Origin of the sequence: Streptomyces sp. NPDC005266, assembly GCF_040607655.1 — a bacterium.
Lineage (GTDB): Bacteria > Actinomycetota > Actinomycetes > Streptomycetales > Streptomycetaceae > Streptomyces.
Genome location: NZ_JBEXHC010000005.1, coordinates 349,733 through 364,172, shown reverse-complemented (window position 1 = coordinate 364,172; position 14,440 = coordinate 349,733). Strand labels below are relative to the sequence as shown.

15 protein-coding genes and 1 pseudogene are annotated in these 14,440 nt (G+C 72.3%); 7 read left to right on the top strand and 9 right to left on the bottom strand.

Going from position 1 to position 14,440, the window contains the following annotated elements; genetic code table 11:
- Nucleotides 1-85: 85 nt before the first annotated feature.
- Both cobT and ABZU99_RS12900 read right to left on the bottom strand, forming a co-directional pair.
- Nucleotides 86-1,126: a nicotinate-nucleotide--dimethylbenzimidazole phosphoribosyltransferase gene (gene cobT, locus ABZU99_RS12905; protein WP_355939816.1), complete on the bottom strand. Its 1,041-nt coding sequence runs from the start codon at nt 1,124-1,126 to the stop codon at nt 86-88.
- Nucleotides 1,127-1,191: 65 nt separating this feature from the next.
- A complete protein-coding gene (locus ABZU99_RS12900; protein WP_355939092.1) occupies nt 1,192-2,391 on the bottom strand; it encodes a bifunctional adenosylcobinamide kinase/adenosylcobinamide-phosphate guanylyltransferase in 1,200 nt (399 codons plus the stop codon).
- 130 nt (nt 2,392-2,521) lie between these two features.
- Between ABZU99_RS12900 and ABZU99_RS12895 the strand changes: the two genes are divergently transcribed.
- Entirely contained in the window at nt 2,522-2,725 is a 204-nt protein-coding gene (locus tag ABZU99_RS12895; protein ID WP_355939095.1) for a hypothetical protein, read from the top strand.
- 129 nt (nt 2,726-2,854) lie between these two features.
- On the opposite strand, the pseudogene ABZU99_RS12890 reads toward ABZU99_RS12895, so the two are convergent.
- The 3 genes and pseudogenes from ABZU99_RS12890 to ABZU99_RS12880 all read right to left on the bottom strand — a co-directional run.
- Nucleotides 2,855-2,965, bottom strand: a pseudogene (locus tag ABZU99_RS12890) (SAM-dependent methyltransferase); the annotation flags it as partial.
- 89 nt (nt 2,966-3,054) lie between these two features.
- Nucleotides 3,055-3,765, bottom strand: coding sequence for a methyltransferase domain-containing protein (locus ABZU99_RS12885; RefSeq protein ID WP_355939819.1), 711 nt, complete (start codon nt 3,763-3,765; stop codon nt 3,055-3,057).
- A gap of 83 nt (nt 3,766-3,848) precedes the next feature.
- Nucleotides 3,849-4,445, bottom strand: a complete 597-nt coding sequence (locus ABZU99_RS12880) for a DUF3043 domain-containing protein (RefSeq protein ID WP_355939097.1) — start codon at nt 4,443-4,445, stop codon at nt 3,849-3,851.
- Nucleotides 4,446-4,707: 262 nt separating this feature from the next.
- Between ABZU99_RS12880 and ABZU99_RS12875 the strand changes: the two genes are divergently transcribed.
- The 4 genes from ABZU99_RS12875 to ABZU99_RS12860 all read left to right on the top strand — a co-directional run bounded on the left by ABZU99_RS12875 (nt 4,708) and on the right by ABZU99_RS12860 (nt 7,910).
- Nucleotides 4,708-5,481 (top strand): PspA/IM30 family protein, encoded by a 774-nt coding sequence (locus ABZU99_RS12875; protein ID WP_355939100.1) that lies wholly within the window; start codon nt 4,708-4,710, stop codon nt 5,479-5,481.
- A 41-nt stretch (nt 5,482-5,522) separates the two neighbouring features.
- The gene (locus ABZU99_RS12870) at nt 5,523-5,801 is read left to right on the top strand and encodes a hypothetical protein (protein ID WP_355939103.1); all 279 of its coding nucleotides are present in this window, start codon (nt 5,523-5,525) and stop codon (nt 5,799-5,801) included.
- Between the two features lie 202 nt (nt 5,802-6,003).
- Nucleotides 6,004-7,239, top strand: coding sequence for a histidine kinase (locus tag ABZU99_RS12865; RefSeq protein WP_356046958.1), 1,236 nt, complete (start codon nt 6,004-6,006; stop codon nt 7,237-7,239).
- A complete protein-coding gene (locus tag ABZU99_RS12860) occupies nt 7,236-7,910 on the top strand; it encodes a response regulator transcription factor (protein ID WP_355939109.1) in 675 nt (224 codons plus the stop codon). The genes ABZU99_RS12865 and ABZU99_RS12860 overlap by 4 nt, the downstream gene beginning before the upstream one ends.
- Before the next feature lie 191 nt (nt 7,911-8,101).
- On the opposite strand, the gene nadA is transcribed toward ABZU99_RS12860, so the two are convergent.
- The gene (gene nadA, locus ABZU99_RS12855) at nt 8,102-9,289 is read right to left on the bottom strand and encodes a quinolinate synthase NadA (protein WP_356046960.1); all 1,188 of its coding nucleotides are present in this window, start codon (nt 9,287-9,289) and stop codon (nt 8,102-8,104) included.
- Nucleotides 9,290-9,524: 235 nt separating this feature from the next.
- Between nadA and ABZU99_RS12850 the strand changes: the two genes are divergently transcribed.
- Nucleotides 9,525-9,878 carry an iron-sulfur cluster assembly accessory protein gene (locus ABZU99_RS12850; RefSeq protein WP_020871998.1) on the top strand — a complete coding sequence of 118 codons (354 nt, stop codon included), beginning with the start codon at nt 9,525-9,527 and terminating at the stop codon, nt 9,876-9,878.
- Between the two features lie 88 nt (nt 9,879-9,966).
- Here the strand turns inward: ABZU99_RS12850 and ABZU99_RS12845 are convergent, their stop codons facing one another.
- Both ABZU99_RS12845 and ABZU99_RS12840 read right to left on the bottom strand, forming a co-directional pair.
- Entirely contained in the window at nt 9,967-11,448 is a 1,482-nt protein-coding gene (locus tag ABZU99_RS12845) for a hypothetical protein (protein ID WP_356046961.1), read from the bottom strand.
- A 91-nt stretch (nt 11,449-11,539) separates the two neighbouring features.
- Nucleotides 11,540-11,761 (bottom strand): hypothetical protein, encoded by a 222-nt coding sequence (locus ABZU99_RS12840; RefSeq protein ID WP_355939119.1) that lies wholly within the window; start codon nt 11,759-11,761, stop codon nt 11,540-11,542.
- A 177-nt stretch (nt 11,762-11,938) separates the two neighbouring features.
- Between ABZU99_RS12840 and ABZU99_RS12835 the strand changes: the two genes are divergently transcribed.
- The gene (locus ABZU99_RS12835; protein WP_356046962.1) at nt 11,939-12,913 is read left to right on the top strand and encodes a carbohydrate kinase family protein; all 975 of its coding nucleotides are present in this window, start codon (nt 11,939-11,941) and stop codon (nt 12,911-12,913) included.
- A 104-nt stretch (nt 12,914-13,017) separates the two neighbouring features.
- Here ABZU99_RS12835 and ABZU99_RS12830 read toward each other — a convergent pair whose 3' ends face one another.
- Nucleotides 13,018-14,409 (bottom strand): aminotransferase class V-fold PLP-dependent enzyme, encoded by a 1,392-nt coding sequence (locus ABZU99_RS12830; protein WP_355939124.1) that lies wholly within the window; start codon nt 14,407-14,409, stop codon nt 13,018-13,020.
- Nucleotides 14,410-14,440: the final 31 nt, after the last annotated feature.

Here is a 14,440-nt window from a genome sequence, read left to right as displayed (position 1 = left end):
GCGATAACCAGCGGTTCGGGCGTATGCGTGCCCTATGTCCGGAGCGGTCGGTCGTCATGTCGGACGTGGCCAGAACGCGTCGAGATCAATCGTCGCGCTCGGGCAGCTCTGCCGCCAGGGCCGCGGCCGCCTGCACCAGTGGCAGGGCGAGCAGCGCCCCGGTCCCCTCGCCCACAGTGACGCCGTGGTCGAGCAGCGGGGTGAGCGCGATCCGGTCAAGCGCCTTCTCCTGCCCCGGCTCACCGCAAGCCTGGCCGGCCAGCCACCAGTCCGGCGCGCGGAATGCCACCCGCTGCCCGACCAGCGCGCACGCCGCCGAGACGACTCCGTCGAGGATCACGGGGGTACGGCGCACGGCGCTCTGGAGCAGAAAGCCCGTGATCGCCGCGAGGTCGGCCCCGCCGACGGTGGCCAGCAGCTGGAGCTGATCGCCGAGCACCGGGCGCGCCCGGCGCAGCCCGTCGCGAATCGCCGCGCACTTGCGCATCCAGGCCAGGTCGTCGATACCGGCCCCGCCGCGGCCCGTCACCACGGACGCGTCCGTACCGCACAGCGCGGCGATCAGGGTGGCCGCGGCCGTCGTGCCGCCGACGCTGAGGTCGCCGAGGACAAGGAGATCCGTGCCCGCGTCCGCCTCCTCGTCGGCGATGGCCATACCGGTCCGGAAGGCCTGCTCGGCCTCCTCGGAAGTGAGCGCGTCCTCGATGTCGAGCCGGCCCGAGCCGCGGCGCACCCGATGCCGGGTGACCTCGTCGGGGAGGCCGGCCGGGTCGCAGTCCAGCGCCATGTCGATGACGCGGAGCGGGACGCCCAGGCGGCGGGCGAGGATCGCGGCGGGGCTCGCGCCGTCGAGGGCGGCGCGTACGAGGCGGTGGGCGCTCCGGGCGGGGCGGGCGGAGACGCCGAGGTCGGCGACGCCGTGGTCGCCCGCGAAGAGGATCACACGGGGCTGCTCGATGGGCTTGACCGGCACCCGCTGCTGAGCGGCGGCCAGCCACTCGCTCAGCTCGTCCAGCCGCCCGAGCGCACCGGACGGCACCGCGAGCCGCTCCCGGCGCTCCTCGGCGTCGCGCCGGATGCCACCGTCGGGGCGCTCGATCAGGTCGGCGAAGTCATCGAGATTCAGACCACTCACGCGCCGAACCCTACCGGGCCGGGCACGGGGTCGAGCCAGCCCGTCCGGCGCGGGACCTAGCCGCGAAGCGGCAACGCCTGACCGGCCACGACGAGGAGCACCTGTTCGCACTCGGCGGCGAACGCCGCATTCAGGCGGCCGAGTTCGTCGCGGAAGCGACGCCCCGCGGCCGTGGCCGGGACGACGCCCGCGCCGACCTCGTTGCTGACCGCCACCACCGTGCGGGACGTGGTGCGCAGGGCGGTGACGAGCTCGGTGACGCGGTCGTGGAGGGCGCGTTCGCCACCGTGGGCCCACTCTCCGTCGTCCCAGGCACCGACGGAGTCCATCGCGTCGGTGAGCCACAGGGCAAGGCAGTCGACGAGCAGCGGCGGGCCGTCGTCGGCCAGGAGCGGCGCCAGGTCGCAGGTTTCGGTGGTGCGCCAGGAGCCGGGGCGGCGGTCGCGGTGGGCGGCGATGCGGGCGGCCCATTCGGGGTCGCCGTCACGGGTGCCGCCGGTGGCGACGTACAGCACGTCGGGGAAGGCGGCGAGCCGCCGTTCGGCCTCAAGGGACTTGCCGGAGCGCGCGCCGCCCAGGACGAGTGTGCGCCGTGGCAGATCGGGCACCGCGTGGTACTCGCCGACGATGACGGTCTGTCCGTCCGGGACGGCCCGTGCGCCGGCCGTGGCGAGGCGGCGGTGGAGTTCGCGGCCGGGCGGGACGGTGTGGTCGATATGGACGGCGAGCACGTCGGTGGTCGTGCCCACCGCCCCGCTCGCCCGCAGCCGGGCCAGGGCATCGGGGCGACCGAGGACGTCGAGCAGGACCATGTCGTACGGCTCGGCCTGCTCGATGATCCCCGCGGGGGCGGCGCCCGGCGGGAGGTACAGGAGGCGGGTGCCGTCGGGTCCGGTGACGTCGTAGCCCGTGCCGGGGGAGTCCAGTGCGGCGGCCCGCACCCGGTGGCCGCTGATCAGGGAGAGCTCACGGCCGTCCGGTACCCGCCCGGGGGCCGGCAGGCCGGCGGGGAACTCGACGGCCGGGCCCGCGTGCGGATGCGACAGGAGCACCTGCCGCACGCCGACCAGCGAATACCCGGCCCGCGCGGCGGCGAAGGCGGCCCCCGGGGTGAGGTCGAGCAGCAGCGCGCCGTCGATCAGGAGTGCCGTCGCGGCGCGTGCCTCGTCGCCGACGGCGGTGGCGCAGGCCGCGCAGGGGCAGCCGTGGCGGGGCAGCCCGTCGGGGGCCCCGGTGCCCAGAAGAGTGAGTTCCACGTCCCGATCGTCTCGCGTCCGCCGGGGCCGGTCGCGCGGGGCCACCCCCAAGGGTTGATCAGTCGCCTAGGCTGCGGGGCAGATATCGGGCAGGTATCAGGTGTGGACCGGTGGGATGGAGGAGGCGAACATGGCGTGGACGTGGCGGTTCGAGAAGTCCGACGGGTCGGAGACGAAGCCCGCGGTGCAGCCGGAGGAGTTCCCGACCCAGGGGGACGCGGAGTCGTGGATCGGTGAGGAGTGGCGGGCGCTCCTCGACGGAGGGGCGGAGCAGGTGACCCTCTTCGAGGACGGTTCGAAGATCTACGGCCCGATGAGTCTGCGGGCGGAGTAGGTCCCGGGCGGGGTGGCGGCACTGCCGCCACCCCGCGTCAGCCGCGTACCGGCGGTCAGCCGCCACCCCGCGTCAGCCGCGTACCCGCGGTCAGCCGCGTACGCCGCACGTCAGCCGGTACCTCTCACGTCAGCCGCGCACCCCGTACAGATGCAGCAGGGCCGCCACCGCGCGATACGGATCGGTGCGCCCGGCCCGCTCCTCGGCCGCCGGCAGCCGGTCCCACTCGGGGGACGGCGGGAGCGGCTCGGTGCTCGCACGTCAGCCGCTACGCCGCACGTCAGCCGGGTACCCCGCACGCGCCGCACGTCAGCCGGGTACCTCTCACGTCAGCCGCGCACCCCGCACAGATGCAGCAGGGCCGCCACCGCGCGATACGGATCGGTGCGCCCAGCCCGCTCCTCGGCCGCCAGCAGCCGGTCCCACTCGGGGGACGGCGGGAGCGGCTCGGTGCTCGGGGCCTGGTCGGTGAAGACCCGCACCCCGTACCAGGCGTGCAGCGGCGCGCCGATCGCGGTCAGGGTCGTGGTCAGCTCCTCGCGCCGGTCGGCGCGGACCCGCAGTCCGATCCGGTTGGTGTACACGGGGGAATCGAAGGCGCTGAGCGCCGTCTCCCAGTCCCCGGCGAGGCCGGGCCGCATGGCGAGCGCGTCGGCGTTCCGTACGAGGAGGGAGAGCAGACCGCCCGGCGCGAGCACGCGGGCGAGGCCGGCGAGCAGCGGATCCGGTTCGGGTGCGTACATCAGTACGCCGTGGCAGAGCACCACATCGAAGGCGCCCGGCAGGAAGTGCGCACCGGTGTCCCGGCCGTCGCCCTCGATCAGCCGGAACCGCTCGCGGATGCCCTCGGGCTCGTCGGCGAGCACGGCGCGGACCGCCTCCAGCATCGTGGGGTCGCACTCGAGCCCGGTCACCTCGTGGCCCGCGCGGGCCAGCCGCAGGGCCTGGGTGCCCTGGCCGGGGCCGACATCGAGCACCCGCAGCCGCTGTCCGACCGGATAGCGCGCGGTGATCTGCTCATCGAGCTGGTGGGCGACCAGCGCCTGCCTGAGCGTGTTCCGTAACCCTCCGAGGTGGCCGAGCCAGTCGGCCGCCCCGCCGGCGAAGCCGGAAGGTCGGCCGCTCAGGGCCGCTCTCCGCGCTTGACCTGCGGCTTGGGGAGCCGCAGTCGGCGCATCTGGAGGGTACGCATCAGGGCGTACGCCACCGCGCCGCGCAGATTCTCGTCGGGGAACCGCTTGCGCAGCTGCCGCTTGAGCTGGAAGCCGAGGACGATGGAGTTGATCACGATCAGGACGATGACGACCATCCACAGCAGCAGCACGTAGCTCTGCATGGCGCCGGCCCGGATCATGCTGAGGACGAGGATGACCACCGCGAGCGGCAGGAAGAACTCCGCGATCGAGAACCGCGAGTCCACGAAGTCACGGGCGAAGCGCCGCACCGGGCCCTTGTCTCGGGCGGGCAGATAGCGCTCGTCACCGCTGGCCAGCGCCTCGCGCTGGCGGGAGAGATCGGCGCGGCGGGCCTCCCGCTGACGCTTGGCGGCGTCCTTGCGGTTGGCCGGCGTCGTCGCCAGGCTGCGGCGCTGGGACTGGGCCACACTGCGCTTGGGAGTGGGGCGGCCCTTGGGCGCCTGCGGGTCACGGGTCTGCTGCGGCTGGTCCGCGGTCACCTTGGAGGTGGCGGCCTGCTCATCCTTGGAACGGCTTCGGAACACAAAGACCAAGGGTACGGGTTGGCGGGGTTGCGCCCCAGCCTCAGTGGGAACGATCCGGCAACGGCATCCCCGCCGTATCGGGACACAGGGGTCACACTCCTCCTTGCGCCGGAGGCTCCCGCCTCCCGATCGTCCTGCAGGAGGAGCCCGAGCGCGGCCGAACAGTGCGGTAATGGAAGCAGGGCCCGTAGGCTGGGTCTGAAGTGCCGGAGTACCGAGTCCGTCAGCCAGAAGGGGGCGCGCGAGGCCCATGAGCGGTGTCATGAAGCGTATGGGGATGATCTTCCGCGCGAAGGCCAACAAGGCCCTGGACCGGGCCGAGGACCCGCGCGAGACTCTTGACTACTCGTACCAGAAACAGCTTGAGCTGCTGCAGAAGGTGCGTCGCGGCGTCGCCGACGTGGCGACCTCCCGCAAGCGTCTGGAGCTGCAGCTGAACCAGTTGCAGGGCCAGTCCACCAAGCTGGAGGACCAGGGCCGCAAGGCGCTCGCGCTCGGCCGTGAGGACCTTGCCCGCGAGGCGCTCTCCCGACGCGCGGCACTGCAGCAGCAGGTCACCGACCTGGAGACGCAGCACCAGACGCTGCAGGGCGAGGAGGAGAAGCTGACGCTCGCCGCGCAGCGGCTGCAGGCCAAGGTCGACGCGTTCCGTACGCGCAAGGAGACCATCAAGGCCACCTACACCGCGGCCCAGGCACAGACCCGCATCGGTGAGGCGTTCTCCGGCATCTCCGAGGAGATGGGCGACGTCGGCATGGCGATCCAGCGTGCCGAGGACAAGACCGCGCAGCTCCAGGCGCGCGCGGGCGCGATCGACGAGCTGCTGGCCTCCGGCGCGCTCGACGACCAGTCCGGCATGGCCAAGGACGACATCGCCGCCGAGCTCGACCGGATCTCCGGTGGGACGGATGTGGAGCTTGAGCTTCAGCGGATGAAGGCCGAGCTGGCCGGCGGCGGCCCGCAGCAGGCGATCGAGAGCGGCCAGAAGGACCAGGCCGAGCAGTCCCCCAACAGCCACAAGTTCGACAAGCACTAGCCCGCGCCCCTGCCCGGGCGAGGTCTCCTGAGGAGGTCGTCATGATCGTACGGATCATGGGGGAGGGGCAGGTGCGGGTTTCCGACGAGCGGCTGCCCGGACTCAACGAGCTGGACGACGAACTGCTGGCCGCCATCGAGGGCGGCGAGCAGGACCACTTCCGGCGGACGTTCAGCACGCTGCTCGACGCGGTGCGCTCGGCGGGGGAGCCGCTGCCCGACGACTCGCTCGAACCGTCGGAGCTGATCCTGCCCGCCGCCGACGCCACGCTCGAGGAAGTCAAGGCGATGCTCAAGGACGACGGACTGATCCCGGGCTGAGCGGATGCGGTGAAGTTCGCCGCTGATCCCTCGCCGTCGGCCTGGCCGAGGGCTTGGACGCCGAGAAGGATCAGCACTTGACTTCGCCGTAACCGCTTAGCGCGGACCGCACTCCGGCACAGCTCCCACCCCCTCCCGCCGTCCCCTTCGTCCGCCGGGCGCGGGTCGCCACGACCGTGGCCGCCCGCCACGGCCCTTACCGTTGGATGCCGTGACTCCCCTCGCCGTCGGGCCGGGCCTGGCCCGTCCGCACCGCTGGCTGTGCGCCCACCCCCGCGCCCTGGACACGGTGGTGGCCCTCTGCGTCCTCGCGCTGATCCTCATCGGCGCGGTGGCGAACCCGCATATGCGCCACCAGTCGCTGGGCGTGTTCTTCGTACTGCTGGCGGTGGCCTCCTCCGCCGCGCTGATCTTCCGCCGGGACCTGCCGCGCAGCGTGCTCGCGGTCACCTGCGCCATGACCCTCACGGAGATCCTCACCAATGACGTGGGGCCGCCGCGCACCTCGCTCGTGCTCGCCGTCGTGGTGGCGCTCTACACCGTCGCGGCACGCACCGACCGCCCCACCACCCGGCGGGTCGGCGCCGCCACGGCCGCGCTGCTCACCGGGGCCGGAATGCTCTTCGGGCTCAGCCCCTGGTACTCCCAGGAGAACCTGGGCATTTTCGCCTGGGCCGGCCTCGCCGCGGCCGCCGGCGACGCCGTCCGCAGCCGCCGCGCCTACATCGCCGCGATCGAGGAGCGGGCGGAACGGGCCGAGCGGACCCGGGAGGAAGAGGCCCGCCGCCGTGTCGCCGAGGAACGGCTGCGCATCGCCCGCGAACTGCATGACGTCGTCGCCCACCACATCGCGCTGGTCAACGTCCAGGCCGGAGTCGCCTCCCACGTCATGGACAGCCGCCCCGACCAGGCCAAACAGGCGCTCGCCCACGTACGGGAGGCCAGCCGCTCCGCCCTGGACGAGCTGCGCGCCACGGTCGGCCTGCTGCGGCAGTACGGCGACCCCGCCGCCCCCACCGAACCGGCACCTGGCCTCGCCGTCCTGGACCAGCTCGTGGACGGCTTCGCACGGACCGGAATGCGGATCGAGGTCGAGACGGACCACCAGGACGTGCTCGACTCCCTCACGGGCGCCGTGGACCTCACCGCCTACCGGGTCGTCCAGGAGGCCCTGACCAATGTGCACAAGCACGCCGGGCCCCAGGCCAAGGTCGAGATCCGCATCGTCCGCGACCATGGCGCCCTGGAGGTCACCGTGGTGGACGACGGGGCCGGAACGACCCCCGAGGAGACCGGTGGCGGCGGCCACGGGCTGCTCGGCATGCGGGAACGGGTCGCCGCCCTGCGCGGCAGCTGTGAAACCGGACCCCTCCCCGAGGGCGGCTTCCGGGTCAGGGCGAGACTTCCCTTGCAGACGCGTACGGGAGGGGACTCATGACGATCAAGGTGCTGCTCGCCGATGACCAGGCGCTGCTGCGCAGCGCGTTCCGCGTTCTGGTGGACTCCGAACCCGACATGGAGGTGGTGGGCGAGGCATCCGACGGCGCCGAGGCGGTCGAGATCGCCCGCACCAGGGGCGCCGACGTCGTCCTCATGGACATCCGCATGCCCGGCACGGACGGGCTGACCGCGACCCGGCTGATCAGCGAGGACCCCTCGCTGACGGACGTCCGGGTCGTCATGCTGACGACCTTCGAGGTCGACGAGTACGTGGTGGACTCGCTGCGCGCCGGGGCCAGCGGCTTCCTCGGCAAGGGCGCCGAGCCCGACGAACTCCTCTCCGCCATCCGCATCGCGGCGGCGGGCGAGGCGCTGCTCTCCCCGACCGCCACCAAGGGCCTCATCGCCCGCTTCCTCGCCCAGGGCGGCGCGCAGGACGACAGCGCCTACGACTCCTCCCGGCTGGAGGCCCTCACCGTCCGCGAACGCGAGGTCCTGGTCCAGGTCGCCGGCGGCCACTCCAACGACGAGATCGCCGGCCGCCTGGAGGTCAGCCCGCTCACGGTCAAGACCCACGTCAACCGCGCCATGGCCAAACTCGGCGCCCGTGACCGGGCGCAGCTGGTCGTGATCGCCTACGAAACGGGCCTGGTCCGCCCGGGCATGTAACCGGGCGCCTACGGCGGAAAGCCCCCACCCAGCCCCGCCCCGCCCCGAACCGGGGCTCCGCCCCCGGGGCACCCGCTCCTCAACGTCGGAGGAGCCGGGTGCCCCGCCGAGGCTGGGCGCCAGGGGCGGCGCCCCCCCGGCACGGCCTTCGGCCGTGTCCTCAATCGCCGGCCGGGCTGGATGATGGCAGCCTACGGAAGCGCCAGCATCCGCTCCAGCGCCAGCTTCGCGAACTGCTCCGTCTCCCGGTCGACCTCGATCCGGTTGACGACCTTCCCCGCCACCAGCGACTCCAGCGCCCACACCAGATGCGGCAGATCGATCCGGTTCATGGTCGAGCAGAAGCACACCGTCTTGTCCAGGAAGACGATCTCCTTGCCCTCCCCGGCGAAACGATTCGCGAGCCGCCGTACCAGGTTCAGCTCGGTGCCGATCGCCCACTTGGAGCCGGCGGGCGCCGCCTCCAGGGCCTTGATGATGTACTCGGTCGAGCCGACGTAATCGGCGGCGGCCACCACCTCGTGCTTGCACTCGGGGTGCACCAGGACATTGACGCCCGGTATCCGCTCGCGCACATCCCGCACCGACTCCAGCGAGAAGCGGCCGTGCACCGAGCAGTGACCGCGCCACAGGATCATCTTCGCGGCGCGCAGTTCCTCCACGGTCAGCCCGCCGTTCGGCTTGTGGGGGTTGTAGACGACGCAGTCGTCCAGCGACATGCCCATGTCGCGGACCGCCGTATTGCGCCCGAGGTGCTGGTCGGGGAGGAAGAGGACCTTCTCGCCCTCGCCGAAGGCCCACTCCAGGGCCCGCTGGGCGTTGGAGGAGGTGCAGATCGTGCCGCCGTGCTTGCCGGTGAACGCCTTGATGTCGGCGGAGGAGTTCATGTACGAGACGGGGACCGTCGCCTCGGCGACGCCCGCCTCGGCCAGCACGTCCCAGCACTCGGCGACCTGCTCGGCGGTGGCCATGTCCGCCATCGAGCAGCCGGCCGCGAGGTCGGGAAGGACGACCTGCTGGGCGTCGCTGGTCAGGATGTCGGCGGACTCGGCCATGAAGTGCACACCGCAGAAGACGATGTACTCGGCGTCCGGCCGGGCGGCCGCGTCGCGGGCGAGCTTGAAGGAGTCTCCGGTGACGTCAGCGAACTCGATGACCTCGTCGCGCTGGTAGTGGTGGCCGAGCACGAAGACCTTGTCCCCGAGCTTCTCCTTGGCCGCGCGGGCGCGGGCCACCAGGTCCGGGTCGGAGGGCGCCGGAAGGTCTCCGGGGCACTCCACGCCGCGCTCGCTCCGTGGGTCGGTCTCACGGCCGAGGAGCAGCAGAGCGAGCGGGGTCGGCTGCACGTCGAGGGGCTGGGCGGTGGTCACGTCACGCACCCTTCTTTCTTCGCTGGTAAACCCTGGTCGGGGTAATCGTCAAATTGACGCTATATATCTTATCCCGTTCACGTCACTTTGACGATGGGGATCGTGTCGATGTGACGCATTCCGGTCCGCCGACCCGTGTGCGAGCATGAAGAGCCAGGAGAATTGCGCTGGGCCCGGAATGAATCCGGGGCGCCGTCGGTTGGAGCCGACGGCAAGCAGTCCGTACGACCCGGGAGAGAAGCAGATGACCGTTCAGGACGAGACCACCGCGAGCGAGGGCATCATCCTGTCCGACGCCGCCGCGTCGAAGGTCAAGAGCCTGCTGGAGCAGGAGGGCCGTGACGACCTCGCGCTGCGCGTCGCCGTTCAGCCCGGCGGCTGCTCCGGCCTGCGCTACCAGCTCTTCTTCGACGAGCGCTCGCTCGACGGCGACGTCGTCAAGGACTTCGGCGGCGTCAAGGTCGTCACCGACCGGATGAGCGCCCCGTACCTGGGCGGTGCCTCGATCGACTTCGTCGACACCATCGAGAAGCAGGGCTTCACGATCGACAACCCGAACGCCACGGGTTCGTGCGCCTGCGGCGACTCCTTCAGCTGAGTCCCCGGCGCGCGGCACAGCGACGACGAGAGGGGGCGGGCCCACGGGCCCGCCCCCTCTCGTCGTCCGTGCGACCACCTCCGCACGGCTACTTCCGCGGCGGCAACGTCTCACCGGTCGACCGGTCCACGACTTTCCGCCCGTCCAGCGGCTTGTCCAGCGTGACCTTCTTCTCCAGCTGCTTGGCGATGAGGATGCAGGCCCGCCCCGGATGGGTGGGCTTGCTCGTGATGTCCACCGTCACCTGCTTCGACGTCTCCTTCGCGGAGACCGAGTAGGTGTTGCAGACCCCGCCCCAGAAGCGCAGCGTCAGGGTCTTGCCGTCCGCGCTGTACGAGGTGATGTCGTCCGTCTTCTTGCCGGGCTTGCCCGGTCGGCTGCTCGACTGGCCCTGGCCCGGGGTGGTGCCGGCCTTCTTGATGAACTCGGGCTTCACGGCGGGGTAGGGGAGGGTCAGCGCAACGCCGTTGGTCCCGGTCGGCCGGGTCTCGAAGATCCACGAGGGCACCAGGGCCCGCCGTCCGTCCACCATATGGGCGGCCAGCCCAAAGGTGGCCTTGCGCACCATCACCTTGCCGGAGGTGTCACGGCCCTTGGCCGCGGCCGCGTTGAGCTTCTTCAGCGCCTCGTCCGCGCCGATCAGCGGATAGCTGTCGGCCTTCCGGGGCGTCGAGAGCATGCCGCTGCCGCCCACCAACTGGCCGTCGGCGCCGACCTCCAGGCTGGTCGTCCAGCCCTGGGTGGGCAGCGCGCCCACCTTCGGCTCCGCGTTCACCATCCGCACGGCGCCGTAGAGGCCACGCGCGTCCAGCTTCGCGTCCGACAGTCCGAGCGCCTTCAGTACCGGCTCGGCGGCGCGCTCGGCCTTCTCCTGGGACACGGCCTTGTCGCTGCCCTCGCCTGCGCCGTTGTCGCCGTGCTTGGCGCCGTCGCGGTAGGACGGGCAGCCCTTCTCGCTCGCGCCGCTGCCGCCGGCCGCGCTGCCCGTGGTCGTGCCGGCGTCCGTCCTCGCGCCCGGGTGGACGCAGGAGTCGCCGCCCGGGGCCCCGTACCGCGAGTACGACCAGGCGCCCGGCCCCTCGCGGCTCACCCGCAGCGCCGGGCCGTTTCCGTCCGCCGGGCCGCCGACCTTCCAGAAGCCGTGGTCGGCGCGGGGGCTGCCCGCTACGTCCAGGGCCTTGGCGAGCCGGGCCACGTCGGCCTTGGTGACCTTCGGATCGGTCGGATAGACCGGGGCCGAGCCGGGCCCGTCCGGCAGCTTGCCGGTGGCCACATAGCGTCCGCCGTTCGGGTCGGGCTCGCCGGGTGCGATGCCCTCGTCGCCGCCGTTCCCGGCCTGCCCGGCGCGGGAGGCGTAGGCGTCGAGTGCGAGGGGCTTCGGCGATCCGTCCTTGCGTGCCGCGCCCGGGGCTGTGCCGCCGTCCGTCGCGGTGGAGGCCCAGTAGGCCCCGCCGCCACCGGCGACCAGAACCGCGGCCGCCACCGACACGACGGCCAGCGGCGAACGGCGCCGCGACTGTCGGATGTCGTCGTCGGGGGTCTGCGGGGTGTCGGTGTCCTCGGTGCTCACCGTATCGCTCCTTCGGCTCCGCTCACGTTCTACGGTCCATCCCTCGCGAGTGAGATGCCGATGAGACGGAGTGAAGGGGCGGGTGGTTCCTTCAGTCGCCGTAGTCCGACATGCCGACCAGCAGATCGGCCGACGCGGGCGGCACCGTGACTCCGCGAATGCGGGAAGGGGATACGGGCGCGGCCGGAGGCGATACGGTGACCGTCCAATGCGGTGCCATACGCGCACAGTCGCCGCGCAGCCCCTCCAGATACTCGGGCTCGATGGCGCCGGCGGGCAGTGCGGGAAGTGTGGTGTGGAGATGGCTCGGCATACGGCCTCCCTGTTTCAAGGGGATTACCAACGTGTACCCCGTGGGTACGCACCGTATGCAGCGGGGTACGAGTGAAAAAAGCCCTACTATCGGGTAGTTTCTTCCGTTCGTGCGAGGGTGGCCGAGCCGATAGCGTGAGGCGTCCGACTTCGCCGCCGCCCCGCAGGAGCGACCACCGTGCGTATCGCCGTTACCGGCTCCATCGCCACCGACCATCTGATGACCTTCCCCGGCCGCTTCGCCGATCAGCTGGTCGCCGATCAACTGCATACGGTCTCCCTCTCCTTCCTGGTCGACACCCTCGATGTCCGCCGAGGCGGCGTGGGCCCCAACATCTGCTTCGGCATGGGCGTGCTCGGGCTGCGCCCGATCCTGGTCGGCGCGGCCGGTGAGGACTTCGCCCCATACCGCTCCTGGCTGGACCGCCACGGGGTGGACACCTCATCCGTCCGGATCTCCGAGGTCCTGCACACCGCGCGCTTCGTATGCACCACGGACACCGACCACAACCAGATCGCGTCCTTCTACACCGGCGCGATGAGCGAGGCCCGCCAGATCGAGCTCCAGCCGATCGCCGAGCGGGTCGGCGGGCTCGACCTCGTGGTCATCGGCGCGGACGACCCGGAGGCGATGGTCCGCCACACCGAGGAGTGCCGCTCGCGCGGCATCCCCTTCGCCGCCGACCCCTCCCAGCAGCTCGCCCGCATGGACGGCGAGGACATCCGGCTGCTGGTCGAGGGCGCGCAGTACCTCTTCACCAATGAGTACGAGGCCGCGCTGATCCAGACGAAGACCGGCTGGACCGCGGACCAGATCCTCGCCAAGGTCGGCACCCGCGTGACCACGCTGGGCGCGCAGGGCGTGCGGATCGAGCGCGACGGCGAGGAGCCGATCGTCGTCGGGTGTCCGGAGGAGGACGAGAAGGCCGACCCGACCGGCGTCGGCGACGCCTTCCGTGCCGGCTTCCTCGCCGGAGTGTCCTGGAACCTCTCACTGGAGCGCGCCGCGCAGGTGGGCTGCATGCTCGCGACACTCGTCATCGAGACGGTGGGCACCCAGGAGTACGAGCTGCGCCGCGGCCACTTCATGGATCGCTTCACCAAGGCCTACGGGCATGAGGCGGCGGCCGAGATCAACGAGCACCTGGTCTGAGCCGCGACCGGTCCGGTGGGGAGCGCCCCACCGGGCCGGATGGCGGACGGGCCGGATGGCGGACGGGCCGGACCACGGACCGGTTCGCGCCCGCCGACCCGGCGTCAGGCCCGGCGGCGCACCCGGTACGCCACGCCCCGCTCGGCGGGGAGTTCGCCCTCGTAGTGCTGGCCCCGCATCTGGCACCACGCCGGAATGTCCAGCCGGGCCGCCTCGTCGTCGGACAGGACCGTCACCAGCCCACCCACCGGCACCTCGCCGATGACCTTGGCCAGCTCGATCACGGGGATCGGGCAGCGCTTGCCGAGGGTGTCGACCACGAGGTCGGCGACGGGCTCCGCGGCGCCCGCCGGCTCCACCGGCGCGCCCAGCCGCTCCCGTACCCCGCGCACCACCCCCGGTAGCACGTCCAGGAACCGCTCCACGTCCTCTTCCGCCGTGCCGGGCGGGAGCGAGATCCGGATGTTGCCCTCGGACAGCACACCCATCGCCCGCAGCACATGGCTGGGGGTCAGCGTGCTCGATGTGCACGACGAGCCGGAGGAGACCGAGAACTCCGCGCGGTCCAGCTCATGGAGGAGCGCCTCTCCGTCGACATAGAGACAGGAGAAGGTCACCAGATGCGGCAGCCGCCGCATCGGGTCGCCGACCACCTCGACATCCCCCACCAGTTCCGGCACCCGCGCCCGGATCCGGTCCACCAGCCCCCGCAGCCGCTCCGCCTCGGCGGCGGCCTCCGCGCGTACGGCTCGCAGGGAGGCGGCCGCGGCGACGATGGCGGGGAGGTTCTCGAAGCCGGGGGCGCGGCCCGACTCCCGTTCGTCCGCCGGTCCCTGGGGCGCGAAGCGCGCGCCCTTGCGCACGGCGAGCAGCCCGACGCCCGAGGGGCCGCCCCATTTATGGGCACTGGCGGTCAGGAGCGACCAGTTGCCCTCCACGGGCCCCCAGCCCAGCGACTGCGCCGCGTCCACCAGCAGCGGGACGTCCCGCGCCGCGCACTCGTCCGCCACCTCGGCCACCGGCTGCACCGTGCCGACCTCGTGGTTGGCGGACTGGAGGCAGGCCAGGGCGGTGGGGCCGGGGGCCTCCCGAAGGGCCGCCGCATAGGCACCGGGTGCGACCCGGCCGGTGCGGTCCACCAGGACCTCGGCCACCGTGCCGCCGCCCGCCTGGTGCGTGGCGGCGGCGTGCAGCACCGCGGAGTGCTCCACGGCGGAGACGATCAGATGGCGCCCGGCCCGCCGGCGGCCCGCGAGCGCCCCGGCGATCCCGTCGTGCAGCGCGCGGGTCCCCGAAGGGGTGAAGACGAGTTCGTCCGGGCGGCAGCCGACGGCCTCGGCCGCCGCCTCCCGGGCGGCGTCCAGGAGCAGCCGGGCGCGGCGCCCCTCCCGGTAGAGCCGGGCCGGGTCGGCCCACCCCTCGTCGAGGGCGGCGAGCAGCGCCTGCCGGGCGACGGGGTGCAGGGGAGCGGATGAGGCCGCGTCGAAGTAGGGCACATACGAAACGCTAGTCGCTGTGCCCGGCGGG